The 15,209-nt window shown below is 34.9% G+C and carries 14 protein-coding genes and 1 riboswitch; of the genes, 9 read left to right on the top strand and 5 right to left on the bottom strand.

The window, feature by feature from the left end:
* The first annotated feature begins 474 nt into the window (after positions 1 to 474).
* A riboswitch (cyclic di-GMP riboswitch) is annotated at positions 475 to 572 on the top strand.
* A gap of 55 nt (positions 573 to 627) precedes the next feature.
* Positions 628 to 987, top strand: coding sequence for a DUF3718 domain-containing protein (locus CWS31_RS10010; RefSeq protein WP_101344038.1), 360 nt, complete (start codon positions 628 to 630; stop codon positions 985 to 987).
* A 237-nt stretch (positions 988 to 1,224) separates the two neighbouring features.
* Positions 1,225 to 2,376: a patatin-like phospholipase family protein gene (locus CWS31_RS10005; RefSeq protein ID WP_101344039.1), complete on the top strand. Its 1,152-nt coding sequence runs from the start codon at positions 1,225 to 1,227 to the stop codon at positions 2,374 to 2,376.
* 32 nt (positions 2,377 to 2,408) lie between these two features.
* Here the strand turns inward: CWS31_RS10005 and CWS31_RS10000 are convergent, their stop codons facing one another.
* On the bottom strand, positions 2,409 to 4,379 hold the full coding sequence (locus tag CWS31_RS10000; protein WP_101344040.1) for a monovalent cation:proton antiporter family protein: 1,971 nt from the start codon (positions 4,377 to 4,379) through the stop codon (positions 2,409 to 2,411).
* 480 nt (positions 4,380 to 4,859) lie between these two features.
* Between CWS31_RS10000 and CWS31_RS09995 the strand changes: the two genes are divergently transcribed.
* On the top strand, positions 4,860 to 5,777 hold the full coding sequence (locus tag CWS31_RS09995) for a GGDEF domain-containing protein (RefSeq protein WP_101344041.1): 918 nt from the start codon (positions 4,860 to 4,862) through the stop codon (positions 5,775 to 5,777).
* Between the two features lie 38 nt (positions 5,778 to 5,815).
* Here CWS31_RS09995 and CWS31_RS09990 read toward each other — a convergent pair whose 3' ends face one another.
* The 3 genes from CWS31_RS09990 to psrA all read right to left on the bottom strand — a co-directional run bounded on the left by CWS31_RS09990 (position 5,816) and on the right by psrA (position 8,732).
* Positions 5,816 to 6,553, bottom strand: coding sequence for a hypothetical protein (locus tag CWS31_RS09990; RefSeq protein WP_246143471.1), 738 nt, complete (start codon positions 6,551 to 6,553; stop codon positions 5,816 to 5,818).
* A 24-nt stretch (positions 6,554 to 6,577) separates the two neighbouring features.
* A complete protein-coding gene (locus tag CWS31_RS09985) occupies positions 6,578 to 7,930 on the bottom strand; it encodes a DEAD/DEAH box helicase (protein WP_101344042.1) in 1,353 nt (450 codons plus the stop codon).
* A gap of 172 nt (positions 7,931 to 8,102) precedes the next feature.
* Positions 8,103 to 8,732: a TetR family transcriptional repressor PsrA gene (gene psrA / locus CWS31_RS09980; RefSeq protein ID WP_101344043.1), complete on the bottom strand. Its 630-nt coding sequence runs from the start codon at positions 8,730 to 8,732 to the stop codon at positions 8,103 to 8,105.
* A gap of 776 nt (positions 8,733 to 9,508) precedes the next feature.
* Between psrA and CWS31_RS09975 the strand changes: the two genes are divergently transcribed.
* Entirely contained in the window at positions 9,509 to 11,380 is a 1,872-nt protein-coding gene (locus tag CWS31_RS09975) for a M2 family metallopeptidase (RefSeq protein ID WP_425457525.1), read from the top strand.
* A 225-nt stretch (positions 11,381 to 11,605) separates the two neighbouring features.
* Here the strand turns inward: CWS31_RS09975 and seqA are convergent, their stop codons facing one another.
* Entirely contained in the window at positions 11,606 to 12,214 is a 609-nt protein-coding gene (gene seqA, locus CWS31_RS09970) for a replication initiation negative regulator SeqA (protein ID WP_101344045.1), read from the bottom strand.
* Positions 12,215 to 12,461: 247 nt separating this feature from the next.
* Between seqA and CWS31_RS09965 the strand changes: the two genes are divergently transcribed.
* The 5 genes from CWS31_RS09965 (at position 12,462) to fur (ending at position 15,158) form a co-directional block, all read left to right on the top strand.
* Positions 12,462 to 13,253 (top strand): alpha/beta fold hydrolase, encoded by a 792-nt coding sequence (locus CWS31_RS09965; RefSeq protein WP_101344046.1) that lies wholly within the window; start codon positions 12,462 to 12,464, stop codon positions 13,251 to 13,253.
* 178 nt (positions 13,254 to 13,431) lie between these two features.
* On the top strand, positions 13,432 to 13,653 hold the full coding sequence (locus CWS31_RS09960) for a DUF2788 domain-containing protein (protein WP_101344047.1): 222 nt from the start codon (positions 13,432 to 13,434) through the stop codon (positions 13,651 to 13,653).
* Positions 13,654 to 13,655: 2 nt separating this feature from the next.
* Positions 13,656 to 13,937, top strand: a complete 282-nt coding sequence (gene ybfE, locus CWS31_RS09955) for a LexA regulated protein (RefSeq protein WP_101344048.1) — start codon at positions 13,656 to 13,658, stop codon at positions 13,935 to 13,937.
* Positions 13,938 to 13,955: 18 nt separating this feature from the next.
* Positions 13,956 to 14,480, top strand: a complete 525-nt coding sequence (gene fldA, locus CWS31_RS09950) for a flavodoxin FldA (protein ID WP_101344049.1) — start codon at positions 13,956 to 13,958, stop codon at positions 14,478 to 14,480.
* A 234-nt stretch (positions 14,481 to 14,714) separates the two neighbouring features.
* Positions 14,715 to 15,158, top strand: coding sequence for a ferric iron uptake transcriptional regulator (gene fur / locus CWS31_RS09945; protein WP_101344050.1), 444 nt, complete (start codon positions 14,715 to 14,717; stop codon positions 15,156 to 15,158).
* Positions 15,159 to 15,209: the final 51 nt, after the last annotated feature.

Here is a 15,209-nt window from a genome sequence, read left to right as displayed (position 1 = left end):
CGAGTAGATAACTTAGTAAAACAAGCTCTTGATGATTCATTTTGCGTGAACCCCTCGGAACTGGAGCGCATTGTAGAGAGTTCTTAATAATGATCAAGCGTTATTTTCATTATTTTTATTTTTCTTGTTTGTTAGCTCATTTATCAAACAATTCATTGAGCTTCAGCTTAAAGCATGCTTCATATTTCTTTTTGTATGAGCTTAACTTTTGTTTAAATGTCAATATCAATTAAGCAGTAAAATACCTACCGGCTTAAGTATTGTCGTACACGCGGATAAAATTAAGACTTCTCTTCAATTGATTCATAGTTGGTTCTTATTAATCTATTATGCAAGTTCTAGCTCTTTAGCTCGGTAATTCAGTTAGATAGTTATTAAATGAAATGAGTACTATTTACTTCAATAACTTAACAATGAATTACATTTCCTTACTTGACTTGCACTTTTGTTACTATTGCATGATACTTATTAACAATAAAGAAAAGGCAAAGTACATGAAAGTGTATTACGCAAAACCACCGGTCTAAGGGAAAATCTATTTTATCTTTTCCTACGACAGCGGAGTCACCTCCATTAACAGGATATCCGGGGTTTTTTCTTTTATTGACTCAATAATAAGGTTATTAAATGAAAAAAGTATTAATAGTATCAACCATCAGTGTTTTAATATTTACATCGGCTATGACAGCCCCAAAAGTAAAAGCGGCAGATATTGGCACAACTATTTGTGAGTATGTCGCGAGTGATAATAAAAATCGTCTACGTTCACTTTTAAAACAAAATAAACTTAAAATTCGTCATATCTTTGGTGAACTCCGTTGTAACGGTCAAAATATATTAGAATTCTCGGCAACTTCTGGTTCACTAGATGTTGGTGAGCTGATCATTTCTAAATTACCTAAAGATGATGTTGCAGCGAATTTACCTGCATTAGAAACAACTTCAAAACCGTTATTTGATGCCGCTAACGATCGTATAAATGGTTAGGTCTATTTTAAGCTAGCGTTAAGCCTCTATATTTAGTTAAAATTTATCTCAATATTTTATTAAATGTGATTCAAAATATTTATTAATGTGAATATTTTGAATCACCTCACCTATGTTCACCATTAATTTATATGCCAATATATAGCGAAGTAAATTAAAACCACTTACACTTAATTCATTGAAATTGATCAAAAATCGATATATTTAAATTAACCAAATTATTATAATAATAACTCTATGATCCAAAAACGTAGTTACCTTAATAGCAATAATGCACTTGTACTTACTGGTGGAGGCGCGAGGGCTGCTTACCAAGTAGGTGTCTTATCGGCTATTGCAAAGTTAATTCCTCGAAATCATGGTATTCCCTTCCCAATACTTTCTGGCACCTCGGCTGGTGCTATTAATACAACTGCTTTAGCTTGTCATGCATCTTGCTTTAATTTAGGTGTTAAGAAATTAGAATGGGCTTGGAAGAATTTTAATATATCAAGTATTTATCATAGTGATCCACTTCATGTTTTTGGTCATATTGGTCAAGGCATGCTAGCCAGTTTTCAAGCCGATTATGCTAATAAAAAACCTCGAAGTATACTTAATAACTCCCCTTTACGATCTTTACTAAACCAGATACTTGACTTCAAGCGTATTGATCAGAACATAGCTCGCGGCTATTTGTCAGCCGTTTCTATCACCGCCTCAAGTTATAGTAACGGTGATTCAATCAGCTTTTATCAATCAAATGGTATAGCACTTCCCTGGACTCGTGCCAAAAGACGCGGCGTGTTATGCCAATTAAATACAGAGCACTTAATGGCTTCTGCTGCGATTCCGATGGTATTCCCTTCAGTCAACATTAGAAATCAACATTTTGGCGATGGCTCTGTGCATCAATTATCACCGTTAAGTCCTGCAATTCATTTAGGTGCGAAAAAAATATTTGTAATTGGTGTTGATCAACCCAAAGAGTCTTTGTATCCAATAGAAAACATTTCTCATCCACCAAGCTCTGCAACCGTTGCAGGTCATTTGTTAGACTCCATATTTGCAGATACCATGCACAGTGATTTAGAGCGTTTGAAACGAATTAATCAAACTCTCAAATTAATATCAGCTGAAGATCGAAAAGCTAATGCAGGTTTACAGCATATTGATACTTTTGTAATAAATCCTAGTCACGATTTTAATGCTATTGCTGCAAAGTATTACTATGATCTTCCCATAACTATACGCTTTCTATTACGAAGTGCTGGCATAGGTAATGATTCTGAATCGAGTATTCTCAGTTATTTATTATTTGATAAAAACTTTTGTAGTGAATTAATAAAGTTAGGTTTTGATGACGCAATGGAAAAAGAACAATCGATTAGGTATTTTCTCGATTTATAAGTGTTTAGAGTATTCAAAATAGATAAAGCTACTCACCTTTTACCTTTTTGTAAGTAATGTTCTGCACGTTCAACATCTATTGGCTTCCCTCTTATCACTAGCGTGTCTTGATTTTGCAAAGTAGTTTCCATTGCTGGATCAGCTATTTCAATTCCCTCTCTATGTAATGCAACCACATAAACATTACGAAGTTGTAATGCTAATAAATGAATTGACTTGTGGCATGCAAAAGAATGATCGCTTAATTGCACGCCATGGGCAAACTCAAGTCGATCAATAGTTTCAGGTCCCATATTCGTTTGCTCGCCCTGAAAAAATCCATGGAGATGGCTATAATGATTCTTACGTTCTTTTTGTACGCTACGCATAATTTTAATTAACGGCACCCCTGATAAAGACAACACTTGAGACACTAACATTAAACTGCCTTCTAAGCTTTCTGGTACTACTTCATTCGCCCCCGCTTCACGTAAATTATTTAATTGGTCGTCATTTCTTGTTCTAACTAAAATAGGAACATCGGTATTAATTCGTCTAATTTTTTTAATCACCTCTATCGATTGATTATCATTGCCAAACGCAATAACTACCAGTTTTGCTTTACCAAGATTTGCAGCAGTAAGCACCTCCGTTTGTCGTGATGAGCCAAATAATACCTTCTCACCAGCATCCCGTGCTTTTTGTGTACGAAGTGGATCAACATCAATAGCAATAAAGTCGATATTATCTTGTTTTAAAAATCGACTTACTGTTTGCCCAACACGACCAAACCCACAAATTATAACGTGACTCTCTAATTTTTTTGCCTCAGGTAAAATTGATAATTTCAAAGTAGCTTCGGTAGTTTTATCACAGAGTAATAAAGCCCACGCCCTGGCATTGTTTATCATATACGGAGTGATTGCCATACTAAGAATCCCTGCACCTAATAACATAGATGCAACATCCGTCGGTAATACATTACTTTGACTAGCTAATGCAATTAACACAAAACCAAACTCCCCCATCTGCGCCAACATCAAAGCAGATGCCCAGGCGTCTTTATCAGATTCTCTAGCTTTTACTGCCAGTACTTTAATCACTAATATTTTTATCGCCATAAAAACAAACATTAAACTGAGTAGACTAAATGGAGACGAAATAAGTAAAGCTACATCTAGTTTCATCCCTACGGTGATAAAAAATAAACCTAGTAAAATATCTCTATATGGGCGAATATCAGCTTCTAATTGATGTTTATATTCACTTTCACTGAGCATCATACCAGCTAGAAATGCTCCTAATGCCATCGACAAACCAAACCATTGTGTAAATGCCGCCGCTAATAAGGTGACCAATAGTGTGGTTAAAACAAACAGTTCATCAGTACGTACTTGAGCAATAATTTTAAATATTTTTGGTAGTAACCATTTGCCAATTAATAGCAGTAATGCAACAACAATTATCCCTTTAATCATGGCAAATATTAATGCCCAAACCATGGTTGTTTGATTAGATAATGTCAACATAGGAATAATAATTAACAAAGGAACAACCGCAACATCTTGAAAAAGTAAAATGGCAACAGAAATTTGCCCTGATTTACGCTTCATCGCCCCAGTTTCACTTAATTGCCTAATAACAATCGCAGTAGAAGAAAGTGTTAATATACCGCCGACCACAAAAGCTGCAGAAAAACTTAATCCCCAAAATACACCTGCCACCATAAAAATGAGAAGTGTTATAGCAACTTGTAAACTACCAACGGACAAAACCAAATGTCGCATGGCCATCAATCGAGGTAATGAAAACTCTAAACCCAGTGTAAATAGTAAAAAAACAATACCCAGTTCAGCAAAATGATCATAATCCACTTGATCATTAGTTATATCAAAACCATGTTGACCAACAATAACTCCTGCTACTAAGTAAGCCAAAATAGCAGGCAATTTTAGGCAGCGAAATACCCACACCACAAAAACGGCACAGCTGAGTATTACTAATATCTCAAAATATCCGTTCACATAAGATCCTTTATTATCAGTTTAATAATGATTTACATTGAGAATGTAGGCTTATTGATAACCTGATTACTTATCAACGCTTGATTCGTTGAATCTGGCCCTATTGACCATTCGAGATTATTTTTACAATAATTAACTTCTGATTTAAACAGATAGAACATCTAAAACAGCCTCTAGTAATACTATTTAGCCTTTATTACCAAGCTCTCTAAATAGCGGCAATTTATTGCCGCCTAAACTATTAAACAAATAACCTATTTCATCAAAAAAAAGACAACAAAACATAAAAACGATAAATATCAATCAATTAAAAAATACATTGCAATATGGCTTGTATGGAAATTAAAAAAAACATCAAAAAACAATGCTGGTATATATTTTGCTTTACTCTAACTAGATAAGATTTACCGTCAATATTTTCGCGCTTTGCAATGAATATTTGATCCCTACAGGTAAAAGATTAGTTAAAGAGGTTGTTGTATGCAAACACTAAACGTACTTGATAATAGATTCTCAGCATTGAATACCTATAATACGTTAAGCACGGATGCGCTTGTAGCAGAAGGTTTTACTCAGTTGTTATTTGACAAGCGTCAAATGGTAACCTTCATGAGTCAATTACAAACAACGCTTGATCTCGATAAATTATTAACTATATTTTCGATTGAGGCCGCTCGTTATATTGATTTTTCAGGTTTATACTTTAAAAGTCCTCAATTAAATAAAACGTTACGCGGCAGTAGAAAAGCTAAAAAAGAACGTTGTTTTGAATTAAAGATGGGGGACGATTTTGTCGGTACATTAACTTATGGGATTAATAGTCCGATAAGCTTAACTAACTTTAAAGTTTTAGAACAACTTCACAACTGTTTACTATACCCGATAAAAAATGCAATCGCTTATCACAGTGCTATACAACTAGCTATGCAAGACGGGTTAACAGGTCTTGGGAATAGAAGGTATTTTGATGAACAATTAAAACGAGCCATGCATAATGCGAATAGACACCATACTTTAGTGGGTTTAGTGTTAGGCGATTTAAATAAGTTTAAAGCAATTAACGATACCTTTGGACATGTAACTGGCGATCTTGTATTAAAAGAATTTGCTAGCGTGTTACGTCAATGTACACGAGACTCTGATAGCCTATTTAGGTTTGGTGGTGATGAATTCGCCATTATTGTAGAAAACTCTATTGATTCAGCATTGACTATTATTGAAAGTAGAATTGTTTTTGCTCTAGAAAACAATCCGCTGTTAAGTAAGTATCAATTATCATGCAGTGTAGGTTCAACGTTCATGAGTAGAGCTGATAATGAAGAAAGCTTTTTTGAACGGGCTGATCAAATTTTGTACCGAAGAAAAACACAAAGTGCAGCTCATTTATCAGTCGTTTAATAGGTAAAAACCAGTCACTAGTAAATTAATTATTTTGATTAATCATTCGAATTAATTAACGTCAAAAATGCCACCTTTAACTCACTCTGCGTGGCATTTACTAATAATCGACAAAAGCGAATCGTTTTCGCAAATGATTTCTCATCTATATGTCCATCAGCCATATATTGTAAAACCGCGTTAACATAACCTTGGTCTAATAAAAATATACCCGCATAATGTTCAATCGCCGCAGTAACCGATGGATATGCTACACCATCAAAGTGAAACAATTCTTCTGCTTGTAACTCCTCGTAAACCGACTCATCAAGTACCACGCCATTAGCAATTAATGGCCAACCGGCATAACTTACCCTCCCCTTTGCTACTTCATAAACAAACCAAGCACTTCTAGCAAACCCTGCAAAATTTCCGTGTTCAAATTCACTGCTTGCTAACTCTTCTTGCGTCCAATTTACACCAATAGCGAGATGTTTAGCGTAAATTTTTAATAACTGTTTTTTTACAAAAGCATTAACAGCCCAGATATTGTCGACTTCTGCTTTACGTGCAAGGCTTTTACACTCACTGCAACAAGGAACTGAAATACGCGGGTGTGGACAATTAACAACTAGATAATTAGTGTTATAAATAGCGCTAGAAGTGTTGGAAGATGGGGGGAAATTAAAGCTCACATGACTTGGCTCGCCACAAAACCAGCAACAGTGCCTTTTATCAAAAGGCGTTTCCGTTATAACAACAGTTTGTGTTATAAAATCCATTACTGGTTTTGTCATTTTAACAAGCTCTTCGAATAAAGCTTAACGCTTTTTCTGAATTTTATTATTGTACTTAGTACTTGTACGCGCAGCTTTGTTTTTATTCTGCTCTTTACCTTTTACATCTTTCTTTGCCAAGCTTTGGTTCTTTTCTTGGGTTGCGCGGTATCTATTTTTACTATCACGCTTTACAGTTGCTTCTTGATAAGCATCGAACTCTTGACGGTTAAATTCATAACCAGGGGCAACGATACGTTCAAATTTTCGCTCAATTAACTGTTCAATATTTTCTAAGAAGCGCTCATCTTTTGGACTTACTAAAGAGATTGCCGTTCCTGATTTACCTGCTCGACCTGTACGACCCACACGATGAACGTAATCTTCAGGTAAAAAAGGTAAATGGAAGTTAACTACATAATTAAGATTAGGTATATCTAGTCCGCGAGCGGCAACATCTGTTGCAACTAATACGCGAACGTTACCTTCACTAAATTGCTCTAATGCTTTATTTCTAGCTCCTTGGGTTTTATCGCCGTGACATAAAGCGGCTTTAATACCATCTAACTTCAATTCTTTCGCTAAAATATTCGCGCTTTCTTTAGTGCCCGCAAAAACCAGTACTTGCTGCCAATTATTAACGCCTATAATTTCAGAGAGTAATTCACGTTTTCGATCTTCACTTACCCAATAAACCGCCTGTTTAATTTTACCTGAGGTGGTATTTTGTTTAGAAATACTGATTGTTTTAGGTGATTTTAATAATTGATTAGCTAACGACTTTACGCGTTCTGAAAATGTTGCGGAAAACATAACGGTTTGATGTTTATGTTTTACCGCCACCAATAATTTTTCAATATCAGCTAAAAACCCCATATCTAACATACGGTCGGCTTCATCAAGAACCAAAAATTTTACCTGAGACAGGTCCACATTACGTAAGTTTAAATGCTCTAATAAACGTCCCGGCGTTGCAACTAACACATCGACACCTTGTTTTAGCATATTAGTTTGCGACGCCATTTTTCCGCCGCCATATACCACGCCACTTTTAATTGGTAAGTATTGACTATATTGTTTTATGTTGTCTGCAACTTGATTAGCAAGCTCTCGAGTAGGCGTTAATATCAAAGCACGAATTGCTTGACCTGAAGCGCTTTTCGAATCTTCTGACTTGTTCGCGCTATTAGATGCATGATTTGCTTTAGCGATTGCATCTAATATAGGTAAACTAAACGCGGCTGTTTTGCCTGTACCCGTTTGTGCGCTCGCTAAAAGATCAGAGCCTTGACGAATAACTGGAATAGCTTCTTGTTGAATCGGGGTTAAGTTTTTATAACCACACTCTTTAACCGCCTTTAATAAATCGGCTGACAAGCCAATTGCATCAACACTCATATCTCACCTGAACCCTAAATAAACTTATTACATGCTGAAAATAGCACTATTGGCGCGGATTATAATACAAATTGTTGTTAAAAGCAGAACTAGTATTGATTAATTTATTGTTTAGGTTAGTAAGTAGTTTAGTGATTAATTAATTGTCCACTTAATGGCTATTTTCTTAATCTCATAATTTTGTAATAGGAGCAGCAACCCCAGCGGCAACATAAGGAATAACTCGGGCAATAACACCAGCGATATCTAGTTTATTATTAAAATCATTTTGTGCAATATCAATTAACGCTTCACTAGATGACATAGTAAAAACCAAGGTGCCCATGGTAAAATGTAAACGCCAAAACATTTCTTCAGTACTTAATTCTGGGTAGGCTTTTTTAACAGCGTTAGTAAAATGAGTAAACACATTAGGGTATTGCGTAGTTAAAAACCAACGTAAAAAACCTTGGCTATCGGTGTAACCTCGACCTAATAATTGTAGAAAAGTACTTGTGCCATTTTCTTTAAAACTATTAAGGTTTAATAACGGCTCAATAAATGCCGAAAAAACCTCATCTAACGTAGGCTTTTCTTCTGCTTGACAGATCAAAGATAACGCTGATTCTAATTGCGGAGATAATTCATCCATATAACGAGACATTACCGCTTTGATCAATTCTTTTTTAGAACCAAAATGATAATTCACAGCAGCTAAATTAACATTAGCTTGGCTAGTGATTTCTCTTAACGATGTGCCATTAAAGCCTTTATTAGCAAAAAGTACATCGGCGACATCTAATATTTTATTTTTGGTACTCATATTCTACTTCTATTATTTACAGGTTATTGTCTAAGGGGTTAACGAAACGAAAAAAAGACAATTTAAAACACTCGTTTCAATACAAAAATTACGTGCTTTTAACAAATAGGTCAAGCGTTTCAACTTGGTGAATAAGTTTCAAGTAACTTAAGCTAATTAATTTTAGTGATAACTTTAACAAATTAATACATTGTAATAAATTATACCATAGTGCTATTACAAAAGCGTAATTACAATTCATTACCTAATCAATACAGTAAAATACAAAGCAAAGGGATATGATGAATTCAGTTTCAAGCAAGCAGCAATGACCATATTTACTGTGTTACTTGATATTGTTATCCCCCTATGTTTTATGTTGTTTTAGCTCATTCATTTTGAATGAGCTTTTTTTTGCCTAGAATATACCCATAAATAAAAAGCATCATACTCCTAGAATGTTTTCTAATTGTATCATTACAATTAATAACATAACTGAAACAGTAAAAAACACTATTACCTATTAAGATGAATTCAGTTTCAAGCAAGCAGCAATGACCAATATTTACTGTGTTACTTGATATTGTTATCCCCCTTATGTTTTATGTTGCTTTAGCTCATTCATTTTGAATGAGCTTTTTTTTGCCTAAAATTTAGGAGGGACGGAATTACTAGCTTCATTAATTTAATTAGCTATTTCACTTATGTAAGCCAACTCACATTTATAAGAGTTGTATCACACGAGTAATTTTATATACTGTTTTTAAATATCAATTCGCATTAATGATTATTATAAAATGAAACAACTTCATACAATGACTAAACTCTCAACACTAGCGTTTGCGATTAGTCTCGTTATTGGTATTACAGCCTGCGACCAAACCACGAAACGAGTATCAGATACACAAAAATTATCGGAAGACACTGTAAATGTTAAAGCACAATTAACCGCTAGTGATGCGCAAAATTTCTTAGAGAAAACAGCCGAAGAATTAACCGCCTTAAATATTGAAAATGCTCGCGCTGCATGGATTTATGCCAATTTCATTACTGAAGATACAGCACATTTAGCTGCACAGGCCGAACAAAAATCAACTGAAGCTGGAGTTAAATACGCAATGCAAGCGGCTATTTTTGATAACGTAGCCGTTAACCCTACGCAACGACGACAATTGAATTTTCTAAAGCAAAGTTTAGTTTTACCTGCACCACAAAACTCAGTTAAGTCGTCTGAATTAGCGTCAATAGGCGCTAAACTTAGCAGTATTTATGGTAAAGGAAGTTATACCACTAAAGACGGCAAGACATTGAGTTTAGGCGATATGACAACAATAATGGCTAATTCTCGTAATTATAACGAACTACTAGAAATATGGATTGGCTGGCGCGCCATAAGCCCAGTAATGAAACCGTTATATACCCGTCAAACTGAATTGGCTAATGAAGGCGCACAAGGTTTAGGCTATCAAGATTTAGGTGCTATGTGGCGCTCAAATTATGATATGCCTGCTGATGAATTTTCAATTGAATTAGATCGATTGTGGGCACAAGTAAAACCTTTATATGATGATTTACATTGTTACGTTCGTAGTGAGTTATCAAAAACCTACGGCAGCGAAAAAGTTCCATTAGACGAGCCTATTCCAGCACATTTGCTGGGAAATATGTGGGCACAATCCTGGGGAAATATTTATGATTTAGTTGCGCCTAATGAAGCCGATCCTGGTTATGATATTACCAAACAATTAACGGCTCACAATTACAGCGAAATTGATATGGTTAAAGGCGCTGAAAAATTTTTCACTTCACTTGGCTTTGAGCCTCTGCCTGAAACCTTTTATAGTCGATCTTTATTTACCAAACCTGCAGATAGAGAAGTAACTTGTCACGCAAGTGCATGGAGCCTTGATGCTAAAGATGATATTCGCATTAAAATGTGCATCCAAAAAACAGGCGAAGACTTTAACGTAATTCATCACGAACTCGGACATAACTTCTATCAACGCGCTTATAACAATCAACCGATATATTTTCAAAATAGTGCCAATGATGGATTTCATGAAGCCATAGGCGATACTATCGCTTTATCAGTAACACCAAAATACTTAAAAGAAATTGGTTTAATTGACACTATTCCTGATCAGTCTAAAGACATTGGTTTACTACTTAAAAAGGCGCTTGATAAAGTTGCTTTCATTCCATTTGGTTTGTTAGTTGATCAATGGCGCTGGAAAGTCTATTCAGGCGAAATAGGACCTGATGACTATAATAGTGCTTGGTGGGAGTTACGTGAAAAATATCAAGGCGTGACCGCTCCAATTGAGCGAAGTGAGCAAGACTTTGATCCCGGCGCTAAATATCATGTTCCTGGCGGAGTACCTTATAGCCGATATTTTTTGGCGCATATTCAACAGTTTGAATTTCATCGTGCGTTATGTGCAATAGCAGGTAATACTGATCCTATTCATCGTTGTTCTATTTATAACTCCAAAATAGCAGGAACTGCACTTAATAACATGTTAACCATGGGCTCCAGTCAACCATGGCAACAAGCTTATAAAGTGATAACAGGACAAGAGAAAATGGATGCTAGCGCTATCTTAGATTACTTTGCGCCTTTGCATGTTTGGTTGAAAAACAAAAACCAAGGTAAACAATGTGGATTTTAACCTTAGTATCTTAACGATCAACACATTACATAACGAATTACATAACTAATTAGATAGCTAGCACAACTTATATAAATAGAACGGAAAAGGCGCTATTACTCTAATTTAAATTAAGAGTAATAGCGCCTTTTATATCGAATTCACAAAGTACTAACTTAGCTAAATCCTTATGAACCTAATTTTTCTATGGCTATTAGAAAGCTGTAAGTTAACAATGTTAAATATTTATAATAATTCTCGGATCTTTTCAACATCCACATCACTATAGCCTAATGAAATTGCGGCTTTAGTTAACATCATCTTTTTACGCGTGGTGTTAGAATTGGTAATAACCCAAAAAGGACTTTCTGGAATTTGACGAGGCTTAGTGCTACTGCCACTTTCAGCCAGTTTGCTTTCGCTATCTGCAAAATATAAACGATCACGCCCACTAATTTCAGATACTACACCAAATTGCTCTGGATGAGCACGGTATAATCCAGCAAGAATTAATAAAAATCGACCAACAGCGCCGCGTTGCATAGCTAGTTCTTCTTTATTAATAAAATTAAAAACCGTTTCATGACTGTCGGTCTTAACTTTAACAACAGTCGTTTTATTCGCTTGTTTATCTATTGCTTTAGTTTCAAAATCACTTGTTGTTGGCTCACTATTCTCAGGCGTAACATTTTCGTTAACTATTGATTCAGGCTCTTTAAGCTCATGTATTTCCGCACCAGTTGCTAAATCAAAATTTAGTAAACGACGTAAAATGGCAGAAGCACTTTCGCCAATAAATTGAGTGTTGGTTGCAATATATTGATAAAGTTCTTCGTCTATTTCGATGTTTTTCATTGTTACCCTTTAACTTAAAAAAAACTTAACAGTATTATTTAGCTTAAATAATTCACGGTAGAATATCGCGGCAGAGTATATAGGTAAATGCGTTTATGTTGAACTTATTTATGCAAAATCACTTATCCACATCAATTCATCACTCACCCAATTATTTCACTTAATACAGAGGTAATGGGTTTAAATTGCAAATAGTCGTTAAAAACAGGACAATATTAACAAGCATAACTCAATAGAAATAAAAATCATGACAGCACAATCTCAATTTCTTAATTTTAAACAAATTGGTAATGGTGAAAACATCGTATTAATTCATGGTTTATTTGGCACTTTAGAAAACCTGAATATGGTCGCAAAACCATTAGCTGAACATTACCGCGTTACGAGTGTCGATGTTAGAAATCATGGTGATTCATTTCATGCCAAATCAATGGAATACTCTGAACTTGCCCAAGATATTGTCAACTTATTAGATCATTTAAATATTCAACGCTGTATTTTATTAGGCCATTCCATGGGCGGAAAAATAGCAATTCAAGTAGCATTAGAGCACCCTGAACGAGTAACTAAACTAATTGTTGCTGACATAGCACCTGTTAACTACCCTGCTCATCATTTAAAAATTATCGAAGGCTTACAAGCTATCGACTTATCAAAAGTAACGAAACGTAAAGATGCTGATACGCAATTAGCTCCTTTTGTTGAGAGTGTTGGCGTTCGACAATTTTTATTACGTAATTTAGCCCTGAACGATCAAGGACAATTCGCGTTTAAATGCAGCCTTACCGATATTAGTGCATGTTATCCACAGATAATGAAAGGCAATGAACTCACAAATAGTACAAGCGCATATCAAGGTTCTACATTATTTATAAAAGGTGGGACTTCCGATTATATTCTACCAGAGCATAGAACAACCATTGCTGCTCTGTTACCTAATAGTAAAGCAAAAGTGATTCAAGGCGCAGGACACTGGCTGCATGCAGAAAAAACTATCGCCTTTAATAAAATAGTGTCCGATTTCATTAATAACTCATAAATAAATATCAAAATTTATACAACCAAGTGGGCCATTAGTAATTTTAGACATGAGTAATTACTTTTTAGCGACAAATGCTAATGGTATGGCGGCGATGATATGCTATAATGTCGCCAATTTTTTGGCCGTAAAATAATTTGGCCTTGGTGTAAAGACGCTATAAGAATAAATAACCATTATGCTAGCAGAACATTTAGAGCTTATAGAGGCTATCGGTCTCAACTTGTTTTTTCTTTTTATCTTTGGTTTTATCGGCCTCTCCATACATGACGTAATGAATAAAAATGATATTCCTAAAATGGGCAAGTTTGTAGTGTATTTTGTATTGTTTTTAGGTTGTGCTGGCTTTATCGCTAAAGGTATTATTCAGTTTATTTTTGAAAGTCAGGGTGTTGGTTAACCATGGCAAAAGAAATAGCAGATTTAACAACCATTGATTTATTTAGCGATGAAAAGCGACCGGGTCGTCCTAAAACGAACCCCAATTCACGCAGTGTACAAATAAAAATCAATAAACGTAATCAAGTTAAACGAGATAAAAATAAAGGTTTAAAGCGTGTTGAGTTTAAAGTTCATCACAGCTTATTTGAACAATTAGAACAATTAGCTAAAGCTCAACAATTGAGTAGAAGCGAATTAATAGAATCGCTTTTAATAGAATCATTAGCGGCACACATTAAGTAATTTTAAGGTAGTATTTTCATGGCAATCGTAGGTTTATTCTTCGGCAGTGATACAGGTAACACTGAAGCAATTGGTAAAATGATCCAGAAAAAATTAGGTAAGCAACTGGTTGATGTAAAAGACATCGCCAAAAGTACTAAAGAAGAAATCGCTGAGTTCGATTTACTTATTTTAGGTATACCTACTTGGTACTACGGTGAAAACCAATGTGACTGGGATGATTTTTTACCTGATCTAGAAGAAATCGATTTTGCCGATAAACTTGTAGCAATTTATGGTTTAGGCGATCAAGAAGACTACTCAGAATATTTTTGTGATGCTATGGAGCCATTACGTGACATAGTTGAAAGTAAAGGCGCCATCGTTGTTGGAAATTGGCCAACTGAAGGCTATGAGTTTGAAGCCTCTAAAGCATTAATTGATGAAAATACTTTTATCGGCTTATGTATCGATGAAGATAGACAAAGTGAATTAACCGAAGAGCGTGTTGATAAATGGGTTGCTCAATTAAACGAAGAAATGTGTTTAGCTGAGCTAGTGTAATGCTTTCGGCTAAGTATATATAACTGTCACTGCGTATTAATAATACTTAGCAAAGAACATAAAAAACACACTATTCAAACTAGTATAATTAAAAGCTCATTTATTGGGCTTTTTTTTTATCTTTTGTAAACAAAGACAATATTTTCCAAAAAGAAATAAACTAAAGCTTTTCTCTTTAGCTATAACCCCCTATAATTTTGCCATCAAATAATTTAATTACTTTAGAGAATTAGTATGGCTGAACAAAACGAAGAACTTAAACGTGCAGGATTAAAAATCACCCTTCCTAGAATAAAAATCCTCAGTATTCTTCAACAGCCACAGAACCAACATATCAGCGCCGAAGATGTTTATAAAATATTATTAGAGCAACATGAAGAAATAGGGTTAGCAACAGTATATCGCGTATTAAACCAATTTGATGATGCTGGTATTGTTACTCGCCACCATTTTGAAGGTGGTAAATCAGTTTTTGAATTAGCGCATAAAGCACATCATGATCATTTAGTTTGTTTGAAGTGCGGTAAAGTTGTTGAGTTTGAAGATGATGTTATTGAACAAAGACAAAAAGATATCGCCGTTGCCGAAAAAATAAAATTAACAGCTCACAGCTTATATTTATACGGTGAGTGCGAAGATGAAGTTGCTTGTGAAGCTTATCGCAAAGACAATCTATAATAGTTACAAAAAATTGTTCTAACTATATTCATCTAAATAGAAAATATAAAT

The organism is Colwellia echini, from assembly GCF_002843355.2.
In the GTDB taxonomy this organism is placed as follows: domain Bacteria; phylum Pseudomonadota; class Gammaproteobacteria; order Enterobacterales; family Alteromonadaceae; genus Colwellia; species Colwellia echini.
This window is presented reverse-complemented; position numbering and strand designations above follow the sequence as displayed.

What these genes read in the sequence shown, in the direction of transcription:
- CWS31_RS09975 (WP_425457525.1), top strand. Translation starts at nt 9,509, where the DNA reads ATGAAACAACTTCATACAATGACTAAACTCTCAACACTAGCGTTTGCG.
- CWS31_RS09995 (WP_101344041.1), top strand. Translation starts at nt 4,860, where the DNA reads ATGCAAACACTAAACGTACTTGATAATAGATTCTCAGCATTGAATACC.
- psrA (WP_101344043.1), bottom strand. Translation starts at nt 8,732, where the DNA reads ATGAGTACCAAAAATAAAATATTAGATGTCGCCGATGTACTTTTTGCT.
- CWS31_RS10010 (WP_101344038.1), top strand. Translation starts at nt 628, where the DNA reads ATGAAAAAAGTATTAATAGTATCAACCATCAGTGTTTTAATATTTACA.
- CWS31_RS10005 (WP_101344039.1), top strand. Translation starts at nt 1,225, where the DNA reads ATGATCCAAAAACGTAGTTACCTTAATAGCAATAATGCACTTGTACTT.
- fur (WP_101344050.1), top strand. Translation starts at nt 14,715, where the DNA reads ATGGCTGAACAAAACGAAGAACTTAAACGTGCAGGATTAAAAATCACC.
- CWS31_RS09990 (WP_246143471.1), bottom strand. Translation starts at nt 6,553, where the DNA reads ATGACAAAACCAGTAATGGATTTTATAACACAAACTGTTGTTATAACG.
- fldA (WP_101344049.1), top strand. Translation starts at nt 13,956, where the DNA reads ATGGCAATCGTAGGTTTATTCTTCGGCAGTGATACAGGTAACACTGAA.
- CWS31_RS09960 (WP_101344047.1), top strand. Translation starts at nt 13,432, where the DNA reads ATGCTAGCAGAACATTTAGAGCTTATAGAGGCTATCGGTCTCAACTTG.
- ybfE (WP_101344048.1), top strand. Translation starts at nt 13,656, where the DNA reads ATGGCAAAAGAAATAGCAGATTTAACAACCATTGATTTATTTAGCGAT.
- CWS31_RS09985 (WP_101344042.1), bottom strand. Translation starts at nt 7,930, where the DNA reads ATGAGTGTTGATGCAATTGGCTTGTCAGCCGATTTATTAAAGGCGGTT.
- seqA (WP_101344045.1), bottom strand. Translation starts at nt 12,214, where the DNA reads ATGAAAAACATCGAAATAGACGAAGAACTTTATCAATATATTGCAACC.
- CWS31_RS09965 (WP_101344046.1), top strand. Translation starts at nt 12,462, where the DNA reads ATGACAGCACAATCTCAATTTCTTAATTTTAAACAAATTGGTAATGGT.